We start from the raw sequence: 22,136 nt of genomic DNA, 5'->3' as shown, positions 1-22,136 counted from the left end.
CCCTTGACCTGCCTTTATGGCGCGACTTTGTCATCCAGCCAGGCGAAGACGCCGTTGAGCACCATGGTCAGCCCGTCGCCGAACCTGCCCTCGACGTCCTTGTCGAACACCCACGAGGTGGGTGTCGCGTCGTAACGCGGATCCCGTTCCCCCGGAACCGGGTAAACGGCCTGCTCTTCGATGGTGAAACCGATGACATAGCTGTAGACGGTGAACAACGCTCGTCCAGCCAGGTACGGTTCGAGCCCCGCGTCGACGCGCGCCTGAAGCGGGTTGTCACCGAGCAGGCTGTCGTCGGTCATGAAAGTCCCGGCGAAGACCTTCGCGCCATCACGGTAAGCGAGCATCATCCGGCGCAAAGCCCGTGCCGCCAGCTCGAGAGACTCCCGCTCCCCCATACCTTCCGGAACACGACCTGGCATCGCATCCGCGTACATCCGCGTCGCCATCTCGTCGAGCAGCTCCTGCTTGTTCTTCATATGCCAGTACAGCGCGGGCGCCTTGACGCCCAGTTCCTGCGCGATCAGGCGGAGCGTCAGCCCGTTGAGCCCGACGTCATTGAGCAGCCGAAGCCCGGCATGGGCGATGTCCTGCCTGGTCAGACCCACTTTCATCCCTCTTTCCAGCAGAAGCGCCTTGACAATTTAACAATGTTAAGGGCACGCTGGGCGGTGGTCAATTTAACGTCGTTAAGGAGTGGTATGAACAACCTGGGGACGGACGTGGTCGTGGCAGGCGCCGGACCGACGGGGCTGATGCTGGCCAACGAACTCTCGCTCGCCGGCGTCGATGTCGTCGTCTTGGAACGGCTTCACGAGCGCACAGGGCTGTCGAAAGCGCTGAACCTCCAGCCGCGCACGGCGGAAGTCCTGGAGCTGCGCGGACTTCTGAGCGGCGCCGAGGAACGTTCGTTCGCGACGGTGCGGGACGGACATTTCGCGATGATCCCGGTCGGTTACGAGGGCTGGGACACTCGTTTCCCTTTCCAGCTGGGGATTCCGCAGGCACAGGTGGAGGAGTACCTGGAGGAACGGCTTGCCACACAAGGAACGAAGGTCATCCGCGGCGCCGAAGTAATCGATTTCGTCCAGGACAAGGACTCTGTGTCTGTTCGGTACCGAACAGACAGCGGCGAGAACGTGCTGTATGCGAAGTTCCTCGTCGGCTGCGACGGTGCTCGAAGTGTTGTACGCAAAGGACTCGGCGTGGACTTTCCCGGAGTGGACGGTGAAGGTTTCGGCGTGGTCGCGGACGTCCTGTTCGACAGAATCCCTGACGGTGCGCAAAAACAGTGGCGAACGATGCGGAACGTCGGCGAGCCGACCGGCGCGACCACGTTCAAGGGCCTGATTCCGTTGGGAGAACCGGGCCTCTACCGCTTCGTGTACGGCGACCGGGCCTCGCGGCCTGCGGACCTCCGGGCCGCCGTCTCCCAAGACGACGTCCGGCGGGCACTGCTGGACTCGTACGGCGAGACAGCGACGGTGTCGGAAATCCGGTGGGCGTCACAGTTCTCCGACGCCGCACGACAGGCGGAGCACTACCGCGTCGGACGTGTGCTGCTCGCGGGCGACGCCGCGCACATCCATTTCCCGGCCGGCGGCCAGGGGCTGAACCTGGGCGTGCAGGACGCGATGAATCTGGGTTGGAAGCTCGCCGCGACAGTGCACGGCTGGGCGGGCGACGACCTGCTCGACACCTACGAGGCCGAGCGGCACCCCGTCGGCGCGCAGGTGCTGCACAACGTCGCCGCTCAACTGGGGCTGACTCCGCGGTCTCATTCGTCTCGCGCGCTTCGCGCCGTTTTCGCCGACCTGGCCGCGCTGCCCGAGGTGAGCAAGCACCTGTCGGGCATGGTCTCGGGCCTAGGGGTCCGCTACCCGACCCACGGGACTTCGCATCCCGCGCTCGGCTCGCGGCTGACCGATGAGGACGTCGCGACCGAAGACGGCCCACTGCGCCCCAGCACGCTCTTCCGCGACGGCGGCTTCGTGCTTCTGACGACCACGCCGGCCCACATCGACGCCGCCCGGGCCCACGCCCCTTCGCCGCGCCTGACCACCCAGCTGGTCACGTCCCTGCCGTGGCCCGCCACCGAGGCCGTCCTGTACCGCCCCGACGGCTATGCCTGCTGGACCGCCCCCACGCGGTAGCAAAGGTCCCTTGCTCCCCACGTGGTAGCAAAGGTCCCCCGCTACCACCGTCACCCTGGGCACCGAGGCGACCCACTCACTCGGGGTCCAGGGGGCGGAGCCCTCCTGGCGGGGGTCCGGGGGTTCGACCCCCGGGACAAATGCGAAAGAGGCCCGGCCTGCGTTTCCGCAGGCACGGGCCTCCAACCTCTGTAGCGGGGACAGGATTTGAACCTGCGACCTCTGGGTTATGAGCCCAGCGAGCTACCGAGCTGCTCCACCCCGCGTCGTGACACCTACCTTACGCCTGCGTTTCGAGCAGGCGCAAAGCAGGTGCCCTTTAGGTAAGCGACGTCACCCTCCCGGCTGGCCGGAGGCCGGGGGCGCGCCGGACGCCGGCGGGCTGGCCTTGGCCGCCTCGTAGGCCTTCGAAGCGGCTTCGAGTGCGGCCAGGGCGGCACCCTGGTCGGCGTAGTTGCCGGATTGCTGGGCCGCACGGAACTTGACCCAGGCGTCATGCATGTCGCCCGCCGCCTTGTCGAGCGCCGGGTTGCCGCCGGCGGGCGGCTGCGGCGTCGTGGTGCCCGGGGGCGGCGGCGTGGTCGTTCCGGGTGTGCCTCCGGTCTGCGGCGGCGTGACCCCGGAGCCCGTGCCTGGGCCGAAGACCTGATCCAGGGCTTCGTTGAGAGTCGGCGCGAAACCGATCTTGGTGCCGTAGGAGACCAGGACCCGGGCCAGCTGCGGATAGCTCAGCTGGTTCCGCTGCCGGATGTAGACCGGTTCCACATAGAGGAAGCCGTTCGCGACCGGCAGGGTGATCAGGTTTCCGTACGTGACCGTGACGTTCGGGTTGTTGAACAGCGTCCGGTCCTGCGCGACCCGCGGGTCACTTTGGAATCTGTTCTGTACCTGGACGGGACCATCCACCTGGGTCGAGCCGCTGGCCCCTGTCGGCAGTCTCAGGACGCGCATCTTCCCGTAGTCCTCGGGATCCGAGGACACCGACATCCAGGCCGCCAGGTACTGCCGTTGGAGACCGGTCAGTGAACTGGTGAGCTGGAACCGCGACTTGGTGTCTCCCGGCGCGGTGGCCAGGACGTAGTAGCCGGGCTGGTTCGCGACACCGGATGCGGACGCGTTCACTCCGCCTTCTTGCGTCGGGTCCTGCGGAACGCTCCAGAAGGCCTGCTGTGCGTAGAACTCCGCCGGGTTGTTCACGTGGTACTTCGACAGGAGTTCCCGCTGCACCTTGAAGAGGTCTTCGGGGTAGCGGAAGTGCGACCGCAGGTCCGGCGAGATCTCGCTGCTCGGCTTGACCAGGCCCGGGAAGACGTTCTTCCAGGCGTTGAGCACCGGCTCGTTGTCCTCGACCCCGTACAGGGTCACGGTGCCGTCGAACGCGTCGACGGTGGCCTTGACCGAGTTGCGGATGTAGTTGAGCGAGGAGTTCGCCTGGCGGGTGGTGCCGCTGAGCGAGTCGTTGGTCGCCTGGCCGAGCTGGGTCTGCTGGGCGTACGGGAAGTTGTTCATCGTGGTGTAGCCGTCGACGATCCAGATGATCTTGCCGTTGACGACCGCCGGATACGGGTCACCGTCGAGGGTCAGCCACGGAGCGACCTTGGCGACACGATCCCGCGGTTCGCGGTTGAACATGATCTTGGATCCGTCACCGATGGCGTCGGAGAAGAGAATGTTCCGCTCGCCGTACTCGGCGGCGAAGACGAGCCGGTTGAACCAGTTGTCGATCGGCACGCCGCCGGAACCCTTGTAGATGTAGGCGCGGTCGACGGCGGTGTCGTACTCGCCGGGCGCCTGCCCGGCCTTGCCGCCGACGATCGCGTACGCGGCGTCCGTCGCCAGCTCGCCGTAGTAGATACGGGGCTCGTCCACCTTGATACCCGGCTTGTTCGGGTCGGTCGAGCCGGCGCCGGTCGGGTTCTGGGTGTCGCTGGTCGTGGCGATCGGGTAACCGCCGTCGGAGTTCGCGTCCTTCAGCGCGCGGTCGATCGTGTTGGCCGGCGCGGCGACGAAGCCGTTTCCGTGCGTGTAGACGAGGTGCTTGTTGATCCAGTTCGTCTGGTTGCCGGTCAGGCCCTCGGTCTTGATCTCCTTGGCCGCGACGATGTAGTCCTGCGTGACCCCGTTGAGGGTGTAGCGGTCGATGTCGAGCTTGGACGGGAAGCCGTAGAAGTTCTCACGGCCGACGCGCTGGGTGAAGGTGTCGCTGAGGATGTTCGGGTCGAGGAGCCGGATGTTCGGGACGGTCCCCTTGTCGGCCTTGATCTCCGCGGAGGTCGCCTCGGATTTCCCGGTGTAGTCCTTGTACTCGACGTTGGTCAGGCCGAACGCCTGACGGGTCGCGTCCATGTTGCGCTGGATCGACGCGGCCTCCTTCTCGTTCGCGTTGGGACGCACCGAGAACTGGTCGAGCACGGCGGGCCACGCGACACCGACGAGCACGTTCGACAGGATCAGCAGCACCAGCGCGATCGCGGGAAGCTGCAGGTTGCGCAGGAACGCGCCGGCGAAGAACGCGACAGCACAGATCACCGAGATGCACAGAAGGATGAGCTTCGCGGGCAGGACCGCGTTCAGGTCGGTGTAGGTCGCACCGATGAAGAGCGGCGCCCCCCTGTCGGAGAGCAACAGGTTGTAGCGATCGAAGAAGTACTCGACCGCCTTCAGCAGCACGAAGATGCCGATGGTGATGGCGAGCTGGGCCCGGGTGGGGCCGGCGAGCTGGCCGCCCTTACCGGCGAGCCTGATGCCACCGAAGATGTAGTGCGCGATCAGCGCGCCGAAGAACGCGATGACCACGGAGATGAACAGCCAGCCCAGGAGCCAGTTGTAGAACGGCAGGTCGAAGGCGTAGAAGCCGACGTCGTTGCCGAATTCGGGATCGGTCTGCCCGAATCGTGTGCCGTTCAGGAACAGCTGGACTACCTGCCAGTCGCTCTGCGCGGAGGCGCCGGCGATGAGCCCGGTGAGCACCGGGATGCCGATGCCGAAAAGCCGGATCCGGCCGACGATCGCCGACCGATAACGCGCGAGCGGATCGTCGTTGCCGGAAATCGGCACGAAGACGGGCCGCGACCGGTACGCGATCATCAAACTGACCGCGAGCGAACCACCCACCAGGAGCCCGACGGCGAAGAACAAGACGACACGGGTGATCAACACCGTGCTGAAGACCGTCCGGGCGCCGACCTCGCCGAACCACAACCAGTCGACATAGGTGTCGAGCAGTCTCGCGCCCAGCAGCAGGGCCAGGATGACTACGGCGGCGATGATGAGCAGGATCCGGCTGCGCCGGGACAGCTTCGGCAGGCTCACGGGGGGCCGAGTGGCCACTGCACACGCTCCTGGTTTGGTGAACTTTTCGCAGGGGCGCGCGTACCGCGTGCGGCCCCTGATGCTCTAACTCTACGGATGCCGTCGGAAGTTCCCGGAACCCGCCCAAACCGGACTCGGGACGCCGCTGTCCCGGCCGCCTGGAACGATGTGCCAATGGCACCGAGTGAGCAGCAGGGCGTGGCCGGCCTGGCCCGCGAAGTCGAGGAGTTCGTCGCCTCCGGAGGATGGGACCAGCCGCCGCAGTTGTTCGCGCTGGTCCCGACCGCGGCGCTGCTGGACGAGCAGCCCGAACTGGCCGGACAGCTCGATCCGTCGGCCCCGCTGACGCCGGTCGCGCAGGAGTCGCTGCCGGAGGGCGACCTGGGTGAAGCGCTGGCGCAGATCGCGTGGCCCGATCTGGTCCTGGGCTGCGCGCTCGCGCAGGAGATCATCGTGCTGCCGCCGGACGCCGAAGCCGAGCTTCCCGTCGTGCCCGAGACCGACGCCGAACGCCTGCGCCAAGCGGCCGCCGACCACCCGCGCCGGACCGAGGCGCGGCTCGTAGCGGCCGTCCTGCGGGATGGTGCCGGAGCATGCGTCATGCGGCTTCGCGGCGCCGGGAAGGTCGAAGAGCCTGGTGACGTCCCTGTCGACGAGATCATCGAGAACCCTGAGCTGGCCCCCAACCTGCTGGAAGCCCTGAAGGCGACCCTGCTGCCCTGACCTGCGAAAAGAGAGCAAGGGACCTTTGCTACCACCCGGCCCGAGACGCACGCCGGGTGGTAGCAAAGGTCCCTTGCTCCCCCAGCGGTCAGCAGGAGGCGGTGGGGCGTCCCGCCTTGAGGTTCTCGAGCTGAGTGATCGCCTCGTCCAGGGTGGAAACCTTGATCAGGTTGAGGCCATCGGGCGCGGCGGTCTTCGCCTCGGCGCAGTTGTGCGCGGGCACGAGGAAGTCGGTCGCGCCGGCCTCGCGGGCGCCGACCACCTTGAACGAGATGCCGCCGATCGCGCCGACGACGCCCTTCTCCGAGATCTCGCCCGTTCCGGCGATGTGCCTGCCGCCGGCGAGGTCGCCGGGCTCCATCTTGTCGACGATCGCGAGCGCGAACATCAGGCCCGCCGACGGCCCGCCGACGTCCTGCAGCGAGATCTTCACGTCGAAGGGGACGTCGGCGCGGTCCACCGCGGTCAGGCCCATGAAGCCTTCCGGGCCGTCGGGCCGCTGCGCGAGCGTGAGCGGCACGGTGCGCTCGGCCTGCCCATCGGATTTGAAAGTGATCTGGACGGTCTGCCCGGGCTTCGTCCCGTTCAGCGCGGCCCGCACGTCGGTCGCTTCCTTCACCGTCGCCCCGTTGACCACCAGAAGCCGGTCCCCCGGAGCGAGCACCTTGTCCGCGGGGCTGCCGGAGACGATCGTTTTCGCGAGCACCTTCACCGGGAACTTGCGGCGCAGCGCGGCGACCTGAGCGGCGGTCTGCGAGTCCTGCAGCTGCTGGATGTTCTCCTGGCGGACCTGCTCGTTGGTCTCACCGGGCTTGAAGTACTCCTCACGCGGCGCCAGCGCGTACCGGCCGCTCGCCCAGAGCCCGAGCGCGTTGAACAGCGTGATACCGCCATCGCGCAGGGAGACCGTCGTCATCCGCAGTTCGCCGGAGGTCTGGAAGATCTCGTGCCCGTTGACCTGGATCACGGACTGCCCGGCGGCGTCCTTGCCGAGGGTGTCGTACGTCGGACCGGGGCTGATCGCCACATACGGCACCGGGATGAAGAACCCGACCAGCGCGAAGACGACGAACAACCCGCCGCTGACCAGCAGCGTCCAGCCGCGCCGGGTCAGCCGCCGTTCGGAGCGGTCCTGGTCACCCGCGGAGCCCGAACGGCTCCGCGCTCCTGTGGTCTCCTCCGAGGGCTCTGTCACGCGTGACAGCGTACGGTGACTGTGTTCGCTTCTCGGTGAAGGCCACGCTCATCACTCCACTTGACGAGCTGTGAATCCCGGGACCCGCGTACGGTGGTGCCATGAGCAAACCCCCGTTCGGCTTCGGACCGCCCGATCCCGACAAACGAGGCGAGAACGAGCCGTCGGATTCCGGCGGCCAGCCCTCCGGCGCCGAGGCCTTCAATCAGCTCGGTCAGATGCTCAGCCAGCTGGGCCAGATGCTCAGCCAGGCCGGCAGCTCGACCGGGCCGGTCAACTACGACCTGGCGAAACAGATCGCGTTGCAGAACCTCAGCGGCAGCGACAGCGGAGACGTCAAGCTCGGCTTTTCGTCGTCCAGTGGCGGCGACTCGAGCACGGCCGTCCGTGACGCCGCCCACCTGGCAGAGCTGTGGCTCGACGCCGCGACGATCCTGCCCGCCGGAGCCACCTCGACCGTCGCATGGTCCGCACGCACCTGGGTCGAGAAGACCCTGCCGACCTGGCAGCGCCTCTGCGACCCCGTTGCCCAGCAGGTTTCGGGCGCGTGGGTCCAAGCCTTGCCCGAGGAGGCCAAGCAGGCCGCCGGTCCGCTGCTCTCGATGATGGGGCAGATGGGCGGGATGGCCTTCGGCTCCCAGCTCGGCAACGCCCTGGCTCAGTTGGCTTCCGAAGTGCTCACCTCCACCGAGGTCGGCCTTCCGCTGGGTCCCGCGGCCACCTCCGCGCTGCTGCCGGCGAACATCGAGAAGTTCACCGAGGGCCTGGAGCTGCCGACCAGCGAGGTGCTGGTCTTCATCGCCGCACGCGAGGCCGCCCACCAGCGGCTGTTCGCCCATGTCCCCTGGCTGCGGCAGCGGCTGCTGGCCACGGTCGAGGAATTCGCGAACGGTATCTCCGTCGACACTTCGGCGCTGGAACAGCTCGCCGGCCGGATCGACCCGTCGAACCCGGCCAGCATCGAAGAGGCCATGTCCTCCGGCCTGCTCGAGCCGCAGACCTCGCCCGAGCAGAAGGCGGCGCTGAACCGCCTGGAGACCCTGCTCGCACTGGTCGAAGGCTGGGTCGACGTCGTGGTCGCCGAGGCCATCGGCGACCGGCTGCCGGGCGCGGACGCGCTCCGGGAGACGCTGCGCCGCCGCCGGGCCACCGGTGGTCCCGCCGAGCAGACCTTCGCCACCTTGGTCGGGCTCGAACTCCGGCCCAGGCGGATGCGGGCGGCTTCCTCGTTGTGGAAGCTCGTCGGCGACCAGCACGGCATCGAGAAGCGGGACGGCCTCTGGTCCCATCCCGACCTGATGCCGACCGCCGAAGACCTCGACGAGCCGCTCGACTTCTCCGAACGCCTCGGCGACGGCGAGTCGACGCTCGAAGGCATCGACCCGATCGCCGAGATCGAACGCACCGAGCGCGAGAAGAACAAGCCCAAGGGCGACGAAGACGAGAGCTGAGGCACGTCAGTCCTCCGCCGCGATGCCCCAACCGGCGGCGGAGGACAAGCCCTCCAGGTAGCCGATGGCGCGTTCGGTCTTGGGATAACGGCGAACGAGCTCCCAGAACGCCGCGTTGTGCCCTGGCTCCTTCAGATGCGCGAGTTCGTGCACGAGGACGTAGTCCAGCACCCATCCCGGCACCCGGCGCAGACGATCACTCACCCTGATCGTCGCGTCGACCGGTGTGCAGGACGCCCACCTCGTCCTCATCGGCGGCACCCAGCGAACGCTCGCGGGTATCGCCTTGCCATCCAGATATTTCGCCGAGAGCACGGCGCAGCGCGCCAGCAGCGCCTCGTCGGAGGCCTTCGGCGGCGCGGCCTGCCGCGGGCCTTTGCGCAGCAGCTTGCGCTGCATCTCGGCAACCCAGTGCTTCTCCTCGGCCCGGGTCATCCGGGCAGGGATCAGCACGACGAGGGTGTCCTCGTCCCAGTACGCGGTGACGGTCCGGTGACGGCGTTGGCTACGCCGTACCTCGACCTTGTGTTCGGGAGTGTCCGACGGATTCGTCGTGTCCCGGCCCCTCAATGAGGGCGTCCGTGCTTCGACCACTCGACCACGGTAAGGCCAGTCACCGACAACTCCGAGGGCCGAAAGGTCACAGCCTCCAGTTGTCCACAACGGGGCCAACCTGTGGATAACTCGCGTTCTTTCGGACGGCGAGGCGGCGGGTGGGTGCGATCCTGCGATCATGAACCCGCGCGAACCCGATCTGCGATCGATCATCCTTCCCGCCTTCCCCGCCCTGCTTCCCGGCCTGGATGTGCTGGAACGGGGAAACGGCGAGATCCAGATCGGCCTCGACCCCGCACACGCCGTCGTGGTCGCCGGAGTCGCCACCGAGGTGGCCGAAGCCGTCCGCGGGCTGGACGGGAAACGGGCCGCGGACGACATCGTGCTCGCGCAGAGCGAACACGACGAACAGCTGCGGGACCTGTTGACGGACCTGACGGCCCGAGGGCTCGTGACCGACGCGGGGCAGTCCGAACGGCATCCGAGACCGAGACCGGAGACAGGACTTTGGCCGCTTCGCGCCCGTCACCAGCAGGCCGCGATGGCGGCACGCCGCAGGCGCACCGCGGTGGCGATCCACGGCGACGGCAGGCTGGCCGTGGCCATCGCCGTCCTGCTCGCCAACAGCGGCGTCGGGCACATCGACGTCCGGGCGACGGGCACGGTTCTCGAACGTGACCTGGGCTCGGGCTACACCGAAGCCGAAATCGGCATGCCCCGCCGGGAGGCGCTGGTCCAGGTGGTGCACCGCACCGGGGCGGATACGGCGACCACCCGGCTCTATTCGGACCGCCGTCCGGAGCTCGTCCTACTCACCGACGCCGTGGTCCCGGCACCCGAATTGGTCGAGGAACTCGTCCGCGACGGGGTCAACCACCTGCCGGTGCGAGTCCGGGACGGGATCGGCATCGTCGGACCGCTCGTGGTGCCCGGCCGCAGCAGTTGCCTGCGCTGCGCCGACCTGCACCGTGCCGGCCGCGACGATTCGTGGCCGAGGGTCGCGAGCCAGCTCGCGGGACGTGTGCAGCAGCCGGACCTCGGCGCCGTCCACGCGTGCGCCGCGCTGGCCGCCGCACAGGCGCTCCGGCTCCTGTCCCCCGGCGACCGGACTCCGCCCGCGTGGAACGCGACACTGGAGATCGACTTCTTCGACGGCACGATCCGGCACCGCGACTGGCCGCCGCACACCGGATGTGGATGCGGCGCCCGGTGATACGGCGAGCGACGTAGCCCACACACACTCCCCCGACAGGCTGCGCGGGCGCAGTGAATCAAGGCAGAATCGCGAAGGTGACCGACTCCCGCAACGCCGAGGACCGTGACGCCGCCATCCCCCGCAACGGGGCCGCGCGAACGGCGAAGCTGGCCAGTATCCCCCTCGGCATAGCGGGACGGGCGGTCGGCGGCTGGGGCAGGCGGTTGACCGGGCAAAGCGCCGAAGAGGTCAGCGCGACGCTGTCGGCCAAGGCCGCGGAGCAGCTTTTCGAGGTCCTCGGCACGCTCAAGGGCGGCGCGATGAAGTTCGGCCAGGCGCTGAGCGTTTTCGAGGCCGCGGTGCCGGACGAGATGGCGAAGCCCTACCGCGAGGCCCTGACGAAGCTTCAGGCGGCCGCGCCACCCATGCCCACCCGGCAGACCCATCGAGTCCTCGCCGAGCAGCTGGGGCGCACCTGGCGGCAGCGATTCGCGGCCTTCGACGACCAGCCCGCCGCATCCGCGAGCATCGGCCAGGTCCACCGCGCGACCTGGCACGACGGTCGCGAAGTCGCCGTCAAGGTGCAGTACCCGGGGGCCGACGACGCCTTGCGGAGCGACCTTCGGCAGCTCCAGCGTTTCAGCAGGTTGTTCCAGGCCTTCGTGCCGGGGACCGAGGTGAAACCGCTCCTGGCGGAACTCGCCGAACGGATGAACGAAGAACTCGACTACCAGGCCGAAGCCCAAAATCAGCGTGACTTCGTGAAGGCATTCGAAGGCGTCCCCGGGTTCCTGATCCCCCGCGTGGTCGCCAGCGCGCCGAAGGTCGTCGTCACGGAGTGGGCCACCGGCACACCGCTGTCGAAGATCATCGCCGGCGGTGACAAGGAGACGCGGGACCGCGCCGGCCGCCTGCTCACCGAGTTCCACTACTCGTCCCCGGAACGAGCCCGGCTCCTGCATTCGGACCCCCACCCCGGCAACTTCATGCTGACGGCCGACGGCAGGCTGTGCGTCATCGACTTCGGTGGAGTGTCCAGGCTGCCCGACGGGATTCCGCAGCACCTCGGCGAGATGACCAGGCTGGCGCTCGACGGCGAGTCCGCGAAGCTGATGCGGCTGCTCAGGGAGTCCGGTTTCATCCGGGCCGACGCGGATCTGCGGGCCGACGACGTACTCGCCTACCTTGCCCCGTTCACCGAACCGCTGGCGGGCGAAACGTTCCACTTCACCCGCCGCTGGATGCAACGGCAGGCGGGCCGGGTCGGTGACACCCGCGGCCGGGATTTCCGGATCGGGCGTTCTCTCAACCTCCCTCCCGAGTACTTGATGATCCACCGGGTGACCGCCGGCTCGACCGGCATCCTCTGCCAGCTCGACGCCGAGATCCCCGCCCGCGCGATCGTCGAACGCTGGCAGCCGGGCTTCGCGGCCTGAGAAAGTTATCCACAGGGAACGTTGGGACTGAGCGGAAAACGGGCTCGCCGGGGCGAGTTGTCCACAAGTTCGCGGAAGCGGTTCCACCCGGTCGGCCCAGCGGTCATCCTCGATTCATGACCATTACACGAAGCGCCCGACTCATGGCGCTCAGTAACACCAGCGAATCCGGGATCATCACCAGCCGCGAGCTGCGCAAGGCGGGCGTCACCGCGCGCTACACAGCGAAGCTCTGTGGCCCGGGCGGTCCCTGGCGAAGGTTGATGCCGGGTGTGATCCTGTTGCGCGACGCCGCGCCCACCCGGCTTCAGCTGCTGCAAGCCGCTGTCGCGCGGTTCGGGCCGGACGTGGTGGTGACGGGCGCCGACGCGCTACGCGCACGAGGCGTCGACTGCCCGGTGACACGGGAGGTCCATCTCCTTGTCCCCGAGTACCGTCGCGTGCCCGCGGAGCCCGGCATGCTGCCGCGAAGAACCACGCGGATGCCGCCGCCGACCTTGATCGACGGTGTTCCGTTCGCCCCGCCGGCCAGGGCCGCGCTCGATCTCGCCCGGTTGGAGCTCGATCCCTCGCGAATCGACGAACTGATCACGCTGCCGCTGTATTGGGGCCTGTGCACGCTCGACGAACTCAGCGAGGAGCTCGATTCCGGCAACCGACGGGGTTCGGCCGCGGTGCGGGCGGCCTTGCGGCGCGTCGATCCCGAAGAGACGTACGCGCATGGGCTGGCACAGAAGGTCCTCAGCGGCTGTCCGCTGCCCTCGCCCTCGTGGAACACGACGCTCTGCGACCGACGAGGACGCCCCATCGGCACCGCCGATGCCTGGTGGGACGACATCGGCATGGCATGGCAGTTCCGTGCCCCGAAACAGGGCGCCGCGAATTTCCACCCGCTGGCGCTGACCGCGACCGGGACCGTGCTGGTGCGCTGCACCATCGACCAGATGAGGAAGGTGCCATTGGAAGTCGCGGCCGAGCTCGTCAGGGCGTTCGCCGAAGCGGCGCGGACACCGAGGCCGAAGGTCCGCACGATCGGCCGCATCGACGCCGCCTGAGTGGTTCACCAGTACTCGTCCGGCAGCTTTCCCTCGATGTCGCGGGTGTGGCGGCGAGCGCAGGCGGGGCACATCCAGCGCACGACGTTCTTCTCACGGGTGGAAACCCAGGCGAGCGTCTGCGCCGGCTCCTCGTCGACGCCGCGGATCCGGCCGCACAACGAGCAGCCGATCGGGTCGTTCACGACCGCCGTCCGCGATGGATCGTCTTCGCCCCTTGCAAGAACAGATCCTGGCGCGCGCCGAGGAAGGCCGGGTTCGCCGGGTCCATCAACGCGGCCACGGTCTCGTGGTCGTCGTCGGCGAGGCGGTCACCTGCCACCTCGCTCAGCCAGGTCAGTCGCTCGACGATGAACTCCCGCAGCAGTTCCGGTCCGGGCGCCGGATGGTGGATGAGCACGCCGAAGGAGTCGACGTCGGTGAGGTCTGCCCGCTGAAGTGCGATATTCCAGCCGTAGGGCATGGGCACGGAGCCGGGGATCCCTGCCCGCATCTCGGCGAACCACTCACCGCGCGCGGCGAGCAGCCTGTCCTCGAGCCCGGGCCGTCCGATGCCGAGATCCCAAGGAAGACAGTTGAAGTCCAGACCACCCTCGGAGATGGCGACCAGGCCGCCGGGGCGGGCGAGCCGGGCGAGGGTGTCGATGGCCGCCTGCTGATCGGGCAAGTGATGGACCACGCGGGAAGCCCAGACCAGGTCGGCGGGAGGAAGCTTGGCGGCCAACGCGTCATCGGCCACGTCCGCGTGGACCGTCTCGACGGTGGCCCTGTCGCCCGCGGCCGCGCGGACGACGCGGTGCGCCTCGACGAGCAGCTGCTCGGTCGCGTCGACCAGCACGATCCTGGCGCCGACGGAAGCGAGCTCCTCGGCGAAGAGCACGCTCATCCCGCCCGCGCCGCAACCGACGTCGAGGATGGTCGGGCCATCCGGCATGCCCTTCAGCAGCCGTCGAGCCGCCTCCCGCATCGGCTCGGCGTCGAGTGCCTCAGCCATGCGAAGCGATCGAAGCCGATCGGCCCAGTCGATGTCGTCGTGCGTGTGTACGGCCATTCCCCCAGTGAACACCAAGCCGAGCCGCGCCACGCCCCAAAGGGAGCGGGGGACCTTTGCTACCACCGCGCTGGTGGTAGCAAAGGTCCCCCGCTCCCCCGAGTGGTCAGGCCTGAAGGCGCTCGGCTCGCCGGGCCGCCCAGCGGGCGACCTTGGTCCACCTGCGTGCGGCGCGCGGGCCGCTTCGAGCCGGCTGCGCGCGGACTCCCTCCTCGAGGTCTCGTATTCGGGCCCTGGACAGTTCTTCATAAAGCAACATTTCGCTGGTCTCCTCGACCTTGATTTCGTTCAATTCGGTCGGCGCGCGAGTTCCCCTCAGCGCCTCGTAATCCCTGGTGGTGATGAGTTCGACGGTCATGCCGCAGCGCTCCGCTCGACCTTGCGCGCGACGGGGCGAGCCTCGGCGGCGGGCTCGACGACCGGGTTCTTCCGGGGGCGACCACGGGGCCGCTTCCGCGCGACGACAACGCCACGCTCGAAGATCTCGCCACCCCAGACACCCCACGGCTCACGCCGGGAAAGGGCACCCGCGAGGCAAGCGGAACGGACCGGGCAGTCCGCGCAGAACGCCTTCGCCCGCTCGAGCTCTGCCGGCGACTCGGCGAACCAAAGGTCCGCGTCGCCCGAACGGCAGGGAAGCATCGACTCAGGCGAGTCGATGGCGTCGAGCAGGTCGACGACGCCTGCGTCGGCGAAAGGCAGAGCCTCCCCCGGCGCGAAAGCTATGGCCGATGACATAAGTGCACTCCTCTGTCCGGTAACGGATTTCGTACTCACGGTGGAACTGGACAACGCTGAACCCCAATTAGGTTGTGCAGCCAACTTGTTTGTGCAGCAAAAACACGAAGGCCGCGGATCCGGTAACCGGTTCCGCGGCCTTCGTGAGCCTCTAGTCCTGACTAGGTCAGGAACTTCGCTCCCGTATGGACAACGGAACACGGAACTGCTTGATGACCGGCAGATCGACGCCACCGTTCTCGTACGCTCCACCGAAGGCGGCAACGTGCGAGAAGGTTTCTTCAGCGGCGATCCGGCCGAGGTCGAAACGCTGGGTGCCGCGGGCGGCGAGGATGCTCACAGGCACAAAGGTGCCCTGGCGCTGAGCCTGCGGGACTTCCGCGACGCAGGACAGACGGGTGCCAGGGTTCGTGAGCATCATGTTGATCGTCATTTCACCGGCACCGCCTTTCTCTGTCGCGCGCGAACCGCCCTGCGGTCTACGCTGTGTTGTAGATGTTCTTCCCCAGTCCGGGCTCTTCCCGCCCGGTACCTGCAGGTTATTGCCACCGGCCGCACCGGGGCAACTTATTTTCCAGAAAATCCGTCGAAGTTGCGAAGATCGGCTCTGAGCAGCAGGTTCGCCGCGTGGATCATGCCTGGAACGCGGTCAAGACTCCACCGACGCCCGTACGACGTCGAGAACCTCCGCTCCGAAGCGCTCGAGCTTCGTCGCGCCGATCCCGGAGATGGCGCACAACGCCGTGTCGTCCGTCGGCCGCTGCTCGGCGATCGCGACCAGCGTCGCATCCGTGAAAACGACGAAGGCCGGCACCTTGAGCTCGCGCGAGCGCTCCCCCCGCCAGGACTTCAGCTTCTCGAGCAGCTGCTCGTCCACGTTGGACGGACAACGGGAGCACCGGCCCAGCTTGATGTCGAGCGTCTCCGGCAACGGCCCGCCGCACACCCGGCACCGGGCCTTGTTGCCGGCCTGCTTCGGCTGCTGCGAGCGGGCAACCCTCGCCGCCGGATGATCTTCGGGGATGAGGCCGTAAAGGAAACGGCTGCGGCGCCGGTTGCGGCGGTTTCCCGATGTCCTGGCCAAGGCCCACGAGAGCGAGAGGTGCTCTCGCGCCCGAGTGACACCGACATAGAAGAGTCGGCGCTCTTCTTCGATGGCCGCCTCGTCGCCGTCGGCGTGGAGGATCGGCATGGTCCCTTCGGCGAGCCCCACGAGGAACACAGCGTCCCATTCGAGCCCTTTCGCCGCGTGAAGCGAGGCCAGGGTGATGCCCTCCACCGTCGGCGGATGCTGCGCTGTCGCCCGCTGCTCGAGCTCCGCCACGAAACGCGGCAGATCCGCGTCGTCGACGGTGGAGGCCAGCTCCTCGGCCAGCTCGACGATCGAGAGAAGCGCGTCCCATCGCTCTTTCGCCGCACCTCCGGCGGGAGGCTGGTCCGTGAGCCCTACTTTCGCGAGCACGGAGCGGACCCGGGTCACCAACTCGCCGGTGTCGGCGTCGGTCGACGCCATCCGCAACGCGGACATCGCCTGCCGGACCTCCGCCCTGGCGAAGAACCGCTCGCCGCCACGGACCAGGTACGGGATCCCCATCTCGGCCAGAGCCTGCTCGTAAGCCTCCGACTGGGCGTTGACGCGGTAAAGCACCGCGATCTCGCTGGCCGCCACTCCGCTGTCGAGCAGATCACGGATCCTGCGGGCGACGGCCGCGGCCTCGGCGGTCTCGTCGTCATATTCGGCGAACCGCGGGACCGGCCCGGAAGGACGCTGGCCGATCAGCTTCAACCTCGACCCCGCAGGGCGGCCACGCGCGGCACCGATCACCTGGTTGGCGAGAGCCACGACCTCCGGAGTCGACCGGTAGTCCCGTTCGAGCCGCACGACCGTCGCCTCGGGGAACCTCCGCGTGAACTCCAGCAGCGGACGGGGGGAAGCCCCACCGAACGAATAGATGGTCTGGTTGGCGTCGCCGACGACGGTCAGGTCGTCGCGGCCGCCGAGCCAGGCGTCGAGCAACCGCTGCTGCAGCGGGGTGACGTCCTGATATTCGTCGACGACGAAGCAGCGGTAGCGCTCGCGGAACTCCTGGGCCACCACCGTGTGCTCCTCCAGGACCGCGGTGGTGTGCAGGAGCAGATCGTCGAAGTCGAGCACCTGCGCGGCGTTCTTGACCTTCTCGTAGTTGCGGTAGACCTCCGCGACCTGCGACGCGGGAGCCGGGGTATCCCGCTGCGTACGCGCGGCGACCGCCGGGTAGTCGTCCGGCGATACCAAAGAGGCCTTGCTCCACTCGATCTCACTGGCGAGGTCGCGCAGGAGCTCCGTCTCGGTGCTGAGACCGGCCTTGTTGGCGGCTTGGCTGATGTAGCGGAACTTGTTCTCGAGGAGCTCCCACGGCCGGTCACCGACCACCTGCGGCCAGAAGTAGCGAAGCTGGCGGCGAGCGGCGGCGTGGAAGGTGAGCGCCTGGGCGGCGTCGACACCCAACCCCCGAAGCCGCGTGCGCATCTCGCCCGCCGCGCGAGTCGTGAACGTTACCGCGAGCACCTGACCAGCGGCGACGTGCCCGGAACGGACCAGGTGGGCGATGCGATGCGTGATCGTCCTCGTCTTGCCGGTCCCCGCTCCCGCGAGGACACAGACCGGCCCCCTCGGCGCGCAGGCGGCGGCGCGCTGCTCGGGATCGAGCCCATCGAGCAGGCCTGGACGACTCTTCGGGGACGATGCGCTAACCACGCCCCGATCCTCGCAGAGGGCCCGACGGGTTCGGCGCAGGGCACGCGGCCGTATCCTGGTCACATGGCGGGAAAGCAGGACAAGGAAGCAGCGAAGCTGGCCAAGAAGGAGAAGCGCGCCGCGAGCAAGGCTCGCCGCGGGCAGATCTTCGAGGCCTTCAAGATGCAGCGCAAGGAAGACAAGGCGCTCATCCCCTGGATGGTCGGATCGCTCCTGGTCATCACCGGTGTCGTGTTCGGCATCGGGTTCATCTTCGACGTCCACTGGGTCGTGCTGCCGCTGGGCATCCTGCTCGGCGCGCTCGCCGCTGTGATCATCTTCGGCAGGCGGGTTCAGAAGACCGTGTACTCGAAGGCCGACGGGCAGCCCGGCGCCGCGGCCTGGGCACTCGAGAACATGCGAGGCCGTTGGAAGGTGACGCCGACCGTGGCGGCCACGACCCAGCTCGACGCCGTGCACCGAGTGCTCGGCGGCCCGGGCGTCGTGCTCGTCGCCGAGGGAGCGCCGCACCGCGTGAAGTCCCTGCTCGCGCAGGAGAAGAAGCGTGTGTCCCGCTTGATCGGTGAGACCCCGATCTACAACGTGATCATCGGGAACGAAGAGCAGCAGGTGCCGCTGAAGAAGCTCCAGGGCTACCTGATGAAGCTTCCGCGCAACCTCAAGCCCGCCCAGGTCGACGCGCTGGAGGCGAAGCTGGCCGCCCTCGGCAGCCGCGGTGCCGCCATGCCCAAGGGCCCGATGCCCGCCGGCGCGAAGATGCGCAACGTCCAGCGCACCATCCGCCGCCGCTGACCAAACGAGAATCAGGGGTCCTTTGCTGCCGCTAGGTGGCAGCAAAGGACCCCTGATCCGTCTTCAGGCGAAAAACTGTCGGTGGGTGGTCGCATGATCACTGTGTGGACAGAACCTTGAGCGCCCGGCAGAAGATGCTGGCAGCGATGTTCCCGGACGGCGTGGCCGCCCGGGCGAAACTTGTCGCCCTGGGCTACTCACACTCCTCGATCTCTCGATATTGCCGAGAAGGCGGTCCGTGGAGACGTCCCATACCCGGCGTCATCCTCCTGACCAACACCACGCCGACCAAGCATCAGCTCTTGAAGGTCGCGCTGACTCACGCGGGCCCGGAGGCGATGCTCACCGGCGTACAGGCCGCCAGGTTGTACGGAGTACGAAGACTCCCGCCAGAAAGACGTGCGCACAGCTTGATCCCCCACCGGAGCAAAGTGGCCACCTGGGGATTCGCCGTCGTGGAACGAACGATCCATCTGCCGGAACCGGTGGAGATCGATGGACTCCCCGTCGCTCCACTCGCCCGGGCGCTGATCGACGCGGCACGACGGATGGACGAGCTCAATTCGGTGCGGGCCATGATTCACGACGCGGTCCATCGCGGGCTCTGCACTCCGGAGGAGCTTCGAGTCGAGCTTGCCCAGGCCAGCACGATCGGCTCCGCACTCCCCCGGATCGTCGTCAATGCCCTCCAGGACGGGGTCGACTCCGCCGTCGAGCAGTGGTTGGAGTCCGTACTGGAGCGCAGCGGTCTGCCCACACCTACGCGGAGGGCAGAGCTACGGACGTCGGATGGAACGGTGGTCGGAGTCGCCGACGCCTGGTGGTCGCAGGTTGGCGTCGCCTTGCAGATCCGCCACGACGAGGCCGCTCTCGAACCGGACAAGTCGCCCAAGATGCCGTCGCTGGCCGCTCCAGGGCTCATCGTCGTCCAGGTAGGCCCGGCACAGCTGCGTGACGAGCCGCTGGTGGTGATCCAGGATCTGCGAGCGGCGCACCGCCGCGCTCGGCAACGACCGCCGCCGGACCTAGGGAGCGTTCCCGCGGCACCGGCCGCCTGACCAGGGTCGGCCGGACAGCGGATGCCCCGGCGAGAGCAAAGGTCCCTTGCTCTCCCCCTACGTCAACGCATGCGGATCACGACGGTCCCGGTCAGCCGGTCGAGCCAGCTCCGGCCGTCGATGTTGCGGATCGCGGCCGGAATGATCACGAAGGTCAGTGCCGCGCGCACGACCGCACGCCACGCTCCGACCATTTGCGCGCCGTCGAGCCTGGCGACGCGGATCCCGACCACCGCCATACCGGGGGTGAAGCCGAAGAAGGCCGCGGGAATGACCGTGATCGCCGCCCAGACGCCGACCGACCAGAGGTTGAAGGTCTGCATGACAGCCGGATCCTGAAGACTGGGAGTCACGAAGATGGTCGTGACCAGCGAGGCGAGAACCAGATCGATGATCAGCCCGAGAAGGCGTGCGCCGCCGCCCGCTACCGAGCCGACACCTGATTGGGGCAAGCCGAGTCGCTCGCCACGCCACCGCTGCGTACCCTCGCCACCGGCAGTCGTCTCGTCACCGGCTCCGGGCAGCCATTCTCCGGTCCATCTCGCCACCCATCCAGGGTATGCCGGTGGCGCGGGCCACATTCGCCCTGGTCGACTACCTGATATCGCCGCCCCGTTAACACCGGCGAAACATACGGGTGACGGTCGGGCAACACCGCGCTCTTAGCGTGAGCCGAAGAGAGTACTGCCGCCGGCAACGAACGAGAAGGAGTCACCGAGGGTGCCCACTACTCCAGACGACATTCAGCGCCTTATCGCCGACGAGAACGTAGAGGTCGTCGACGTCAGGTTCTGCGACCTGCCCGGCGTTATGCAGCACTTCACCGTTCCGGCGAAGGCGTTCAACGAAGAAGCCTACGAAGAAGGCCTGGCCTTCGACGGCTCCTCGGTGCGTGGTTTCCAGTCGATCCACGAATCCGACATGCTGCTCCTCCCGGACCCCGAAACCGCGCGTATCGACCCGTTCCGCAAGGCGAAGACGCTCTCGCTGAACTTCTTCGTGCACGACCCGTTCACCCGTGAGGCGTACAGCCGCGACCCGCGCAACATCGCGCGCAAGGCCGAGCAGTACATCTCCGAGTACGGCGTCGCCGACAACGTGTTCTTCGGCCCGGAGGCCGAGTTCTACATCTTCGACTCGATCCGGTTCGACTCGGCCGAGCACGCCTCGTTCCACGAGATCGACTCCGTCGAGGGTTGGTGGAACACCGGTGCCGATGTGCCGGGCGGCAACCAGGGTTACAAGACGAAGTTCAAGGGCGGCTACTTCCCGGTCCCGCCGGTCGACCACTTCGCCGACCTGCGCGACGAGATCGTCCGCAACCTGCAGGGCTCCGGTTTCGAGATCGAGCGCGCGCACCACGAGGTGGGCACCGCCGGCCAGACCGAGATCAACTACAAGTTCAACACGCTGCTTCACGCTGCGGACGACCTGCAGCTGTTCAAGTACATCGTGAAGAACACCGTGTTCGCCGCCGGCAAGACCGCGACCTTCATGCCGAAGCCGCTCGCCGGCGACAACGGCTCGGGCATGCACTGCCACCAGTCGCTGTGGAAGGACGGCACGCCGCTGTTCCACGACGAGTCGGGGTACGCGGGCCTGTCCGACACCGCCCGCCACTACATCGGCGGCCTGCTCAAGCACGCGCCGAGCCTGCTGGCCTTCACCAACCCGACCGTCAACTCGTACCACCGGCTCGTGCCGGGCTTCGAGGCGCCGGTCAGCCTGGTGTACTCGCAGCGGAACCGGTCGGCTTGTGTCCGTATCCCGATCACGGGCAACAACCCGAAGGCCAAGCGCGCCGAGTTCCGGTGCCCGGACTCGTCCGGTAACCCGTACCTCGCGTTCTCGGCGATGATGATGGCCGGTCTCGACGGCATCAAGAACAAGATCGAGCCGCCGGAGCCCATCGACAAGGACCTCTACGAGCTTCCGCCGGAGGAGGCCCAGAACGTCAAGCTCGTCCCCGGCGACCTCGGCGCGGTTCTCGACACGCTGGAAGCGGACCACGACTACCTGCTCGAGGGTGGCGTGTTCACCCCCGACGTGATCGAGACGTGGATCTCCTACAAGCGTGAGAACGAGATCGACCCGCTGCGGCTCCGCCCGCACCCGTACGAGTTCTCGCTGTACTACGACGTGTGATCGTGCGGTAGGCAACACCAAGAGCACGCCGGTGGTGAGGTGCGGAAGCGCCCCTCACCACCGGCGTTTCTTATGGTCATTCGCGGTACGGCTACTCCGAAGTGGAGAGCACCTTCAGATCGACGCCTGCACGCTCGATGCGCCCACGCGGGTCGTCCACCAGTTTGCGCCGCTCGAGATCCATCAGCCCCAGCGTGCAAGTGATCTCCGCGGAGAGGGTGCCATCGATCTTGTAGATGTTCGAGTCCATGTGGAAGGTCTTGCCGGTGCCGAACTTGGCGTCGCAGGTCACGTCGACGACATCGCCCGCCCGAAGCTCGCGCCGGAACACGATATGGGACTCGAGCAGCACGAAGGCGAGATTCGCGTCGCGCATGCCGGAGTTGAGGCCGCCGGCGAGCTCCATCAGCTCGAGTCTGGAGACCTCACCGTATGAGTGGTAGACGGCGTGGTTGAGGTGGCCAAGGGTGTCCAGCTCGTAATGACGCACCTTGATCCGGGTGCGAAATGGCTCGCGCACAGTCACGAGTCCACTGTAAG

21 protein-coding genes and 1 tRNA gene are annotated in these 22,136 nt (G+C 67.6%); 9 read left to right on the top strand and 13 right to left on the bottom strand.

Going from position 1 to position 22,136, the window contains the following annotated elements; translation table 11 throughout:
* Positions 1–14: 14 nt before the first annotated feature.
* Positions 15–608, bottom strand: coding sequence for a TetR/AcrR family transcriptional regulator C-terminal domain-containing protein (locus AORI_RS47230; protein ID WP_043848593.1), 594 nt, complete (start codon positions 606–608; stop codon positions 15–17).
* A 93-nt stretch (positions 609–701) separates the two neighbouring features.
* On the opposite strand from AORI_RS47230, the gene AORI_RS47225 reads away from it, so the two are divergent.
* A complete protein-coding gene (locus tag AORI_RS47225) occupies positions 702–2,153 on the top strand; it encodes an FAD-dependent monooxygenase (protein WP_016331638.1) in 1,452 nt (483 codons plus the stop codon).
* A gap of 192 nt (positions 2,154–2,345) precedes the next feature.
* Here the strand turns inward: AORI_RS47225 and AORI_RS47220 are convergent.
* Together AORI_RS47220 and AORI_RS47215 are read right to left on the bottom strand one after the other, a co-directional pair.
* Positions 2,346–2,419 (bottom strand) — tRNA-Met (locus AORI_RS47220).
* Positions 2,420–2,486: 67 nt separating this feature from the next.
* The gene (locus AORI_RS47215) at positions 2,487–5,483 is read right to left on the bottom strand and encodes a UPF0182 family protein (RefSeq protein ID WP_043847923.1); all 2,997 of its coding nucleotides are present in this window, start codon (positions 5,481–5,483) and stop codon (positions 2,487–2,489) included.
* Between the two features lie 156 nt (positions 5,484–5,639).
* Here AORI_RS47215 and AORI_RS47210 point away from each other — a divergent pair, with 156 nt between their 5' ends.
* Positions 5,640–6,188: a PPA1309 family protein gene (locus AORI_RS47210; protein ID WP_016331636.1), complete on the top strand. Its 549-nt coding sequence runs from the start codon at positions 5,640–5,642 to the stop codon at positions 6,186–6,188.
* Between the two features lie 88 nt (positions 6,189–6,276).
* Here AORI_RS47210 and AORI_RS47205 read toward each other — a convergent pair whose 3' ends face one another.
* The gene (locus AORI_RS47205; protein WP_197684810.1) at positions 6,277–7,281 is read right to left on the bottom strand and encodes a YlbL family protein; all 1,005 of its coding nucleotides are present in this window, start codon (positions 7,279–7,281) and stop codon (positions 6,277–6,279) included.
* Between the two features lie 203 nt (positions 7,282–7,484).
* On the opposite strand from AORI_RS47205, the gene AORI_RS47200 reads away from it, so the two are divergent.
* Positions 7,485–8,834, top strand: a complete 1,350-nt coding sequence (locus AORI_RS47200) for a zinc-dependent metalloprotease (RefSeq protein ID WP_016331634.1) — start codon at positions 7,485–7,487, stop codon at positions 8,832–8,834.
* A gap of 6 nt (positions 8,835–8,840) precedes the next feature.
* On the opposite strand, the gene AORI_RS47195 is transcribed toward AORI_RS47200, so the two are convergent.
* Complete coding sequence (locus AORI_RS47195) at positions 8,841–9,404, bottom strand: M48 metallopeptidase family protein (protein ID WP_016331633.1); 564 nt, start codon at positions 9,402–9,404, stop codon at positions 8,841–8,843.
* Between the two features lie 163 nt (positions 9,405–9,567).
* On the opposite strand from AORI_RS47195, the gene AORI_RS47190 reads away from it, so the two are divergent.
* From AORI_RS47190 to AORI_RS47180, 3 genes are all read left to right on the top strand, one after another.
* Entirely contained in the window at positions 9,568–10,602 is a 1,035-nt protein-coding gene (locus tag AORI_RS47190) for a hypothetical protein (protein ID WP_016331632.1), read from the top strand.
* Positions 10,603–10,679: 77 nt separating this feature from the next.
* Positions 10,680–12,020, top strand: a complete 1,341-nt coding sequence (locus AORI_RS47185) for an ABC1 kinase family protein (RefSeq protein ID WP_016331631.1) — start codon at positions 10,680–10,682, stop codon at positions 12,018–12,020.
* 143 nt (positions 12,021–12,163) lie between these two features.
* Positions 12,164–13,075 carry a hypothetical protein gene (locus AORI_RS47180; RefSeq protein WP_016331630.1) on the top strand — a complete coding sequence of 304 codons (912 nt, stop codon included), beginning with the start codon at positions 12,164–12,166 and terminating at the stop codon, positions 13,073–13,075.
* Positions 13,076–13,080: 5 nt separating this feature from the next.
* Here AORI_RS47180 and AORI_RS47175 read toward each other — a convergent pair whose 3' ends face one another.
* From AORI_RS47175 to AORI_RS47150, 6 genes are all read right to left on the bottom strand, one after another.
* Positions 13,081–13,260, bottom strand: a complete 180-nt coding sequence (locus AORI_RS47175; protein ID WP_016331629.1) for a hypothetical protein — start codon at positions 13,258–13,260, stop codon at positions 13,081–13,083.
* Positions 13,257–14,126, bottom strand: coding sequence for a class I SAM-dependent methyltransferase (locus tag AORI_RS47170; protein ID WP_016331628.1), 870 nt, complete (start codon positions 14,124–14,126; stop codon positions 13,257–13,259). The genes AORI_RS47175 and AORI_RS47170 overlap by 4 nt, the downstream gene beginning before the upstream one ends.
* A 106-nt stretch (positions 14,127–14,232) precedes the next feature.
* Positions 14,233–14,484, bottom strand: a complete 252-nt coding sequence (locus AORI_RS47165; RefSeq protein WP_016331627.1) for a hypothetical protein — start codon at positions 14,482–14,484, stop codon at positions 14,233–14,235.
* Positions 14,481–14,864 carry a WhiB family transcriptional regulator gene (locus AORI_RS47160; RefSeq protein ID WP_007033873.1) on the bottom strand — a complete coding sequence of 128 codons (384 nt, stop codon included), beginning with the start codon at positions 14,862–14,864 and terminating at the stop codon, positions 14,481–14,483. The genes AORI_RS47165 and AORI_RS47160 overlap by 4 nt, the downstream gene beginning before the upstream one ends.
* A gap of 166 nt (positions 14,865–15,030) precedes the next feature.
* Positions 15,031–15,297, bottom strand: a complete 267-nt coding sequence (locus AORI_RS47155; protein WP_016331626.1) for a hypothetical protein — start codon at positions 15,295–15,297, stop codon at positions 15,031–15,033.
* 216 nt (positions 15,298–15,513) lie between these two features.
* Positions 15,514–17,601 carry an ATP-dependent DNA helicase UvrD2 gene (locus AORI_RS47150; protein WP_016331625.1) on the bottom strand — a complete coding sequence of 696 codons (2,088 nt, stop codon included), beginning with the start codon at positions 17,599–17,601 and terminating at the stop codon, positions 15,514–15,516.
* A 63-nt stretch (positions 17,602–17,664) separates the two neighbouring features.
* On the opposite strand from AORI_RS47150, the gene AORI_RS47145 reads away from it, so the two are divergent.
* Together AORI_RS47145 and AORI_RS47140 are read left to right on the top strand one after the other, a co-directional pair.
* Positions 17,665–18,393 (top strand): DUF4191 domain-containing protein, encoded by a 729-nt coding sequence (locus tag AORI_RS47145; protein ID WP_016331624.1) that lies wholly within the window; start codon positions 17,665–17,667, stop codon positions 18,391–18,393.
* A gap of 455 nt (positions 18,394–18,848) precedes the next feature.
* On the top strand, positions 18,849–19,451 hold the full coding sequence (locus AORI_RS47140; RefSeq protein WP_228688307.1) for a hypothetical protein: 603 nt from the start codon (positions 18,849–18,851) through the stop codon (positions 19,449–19,451).
* A gap of 62 nt (positions 19,452–19,513) precedes the next feature.
* Here AORI_RS47140 and AORI_RS47135 read toward each other — a convergent pair whose 3' ends face one another.
* The gene (locus AORI_RS47135; protein ID WP_200870958.1) at positions 19,514–19,999 is read right to left on the bottom strand and encodes an RDD family protein; all 486 of its coding nucleotides are present in this window, start codon (positions 19,997–19,999) and stop codon (positions 19,514–19,516) included.
* A 172-nt stretch (positions 20,000–20,171) separates the two neighbouring features.
* Between AORI_RS47135 and glnA the strand changes: the two genes are divergently transcribed.
* A complete protein-coding gene (gene glnA, locus AORI_RS47130) occupies positions 20,172–21,596 on the top strand; it encodes a type I glutamate--ammonia ligase (protein ID WP_007033879.1) in 1,425 nt (474 codons plus the stop codon).
* A 91-nt stretch (positions 21,597–21,687) separates the two neighbouring features.
* On the opposite strand, the gene AORI_RS47125 is transcribed toward glnA, so the two are convergent.
* Positions 21,688–22,122, bottom strand: a complete 435-nt coding sequence (locus AORI_RS47125) for an acyl-CoA thioesterase (protein WP_043847922.1) — start codon at positions 22,120–22,122, stop codon at positions 21,688–21,690.
* Positions 22,123–22,136: the final 14 nt, after the last annotated feature.

This window comes from Amycolatopsis keratiniphila, from assembly GCF_000400635.2.
Taxonomy (GTDB): domain Bacteria; phylum Actinomycetota; class Actinomycetes; order Mycobacteriales; family Pseudonocardiaceae; genus Amycolatopsis; species Amycolatopsis keratiniphila.
The sequence above is the reverse complement of the archived record's forward strand: the minus strand, read 5'-3'. Positions and strand labels throughout refer to the sequence as shown.

Coding starts and splice junctions, on each gene's coding strand:
- AORI_RS47160 (WP_007033873.1), bottom strand. CDS start 14,864: ATGTCATCGGCCATAGCTTTCGCGCCGGGGGAGGCTCTGCCTTTCGCC.
- AORI_RS47155 (WP_016331626.1), bottom strand. CDS start 15,297: ATGACGATCAACATGATGCTCACGAACCCTGGCACCCGTCTGTCCTGC.
- AORI_RS47225 (WP_016331638.1), top strand. CDS start 702: ATGAACAACCTGGGGACGGACGTGGTCGTGGCAGGCGCCGGACCGACG.
- AORI_RS47170 (WP_016331628.1), bottom strand. CDS start 14,126: ATGGCCGTACACACGCACGACGACATCGACTGGGCCGATCGGCTTCGA.
- AORI_RS47145 (WP_016331624.1), top strand. CDS start 17,665: ATGGCGGGAAAGCAGGACAAGGAAGCAGCGAAGCTGGCCAAGAAGGAG.
- AORI_RS47210 (WP_016331636.1), top strand. CDS start 5,640: ATGGCACCGAGTGAGCAGCAGGGCGTGGCCGGCCTGGCCCGCGAAGTC.
- AORI_RS47190 (WP_016331632.1), top strand. CDS start 9,568: ATGAACCCGCGCGAACCCGATCTGCGATCGATCATCCTTCCCGCCTTC.
- AORI_RS47165 (WP_016331627.1), bottom strand. CDS start 14,484: ATGACCGTCGAACTCATCACCACCAGGGATTACGAGGCGCTGAGGGGA.
- AORI_RS47200 (WP_016331634.1), top strand. CDS start 7,485: ATGAGCAAACCCCCGTTCGGCTTCGGACCGCCCGATCCCGACAAACGA.
- AORI_RS47180 (WP_016331630.1), top strand. CDS start 12,164: ATGGCGCTCAGTAACACCAGCGAATCCGGGATCATCACCAGCCGCGAG.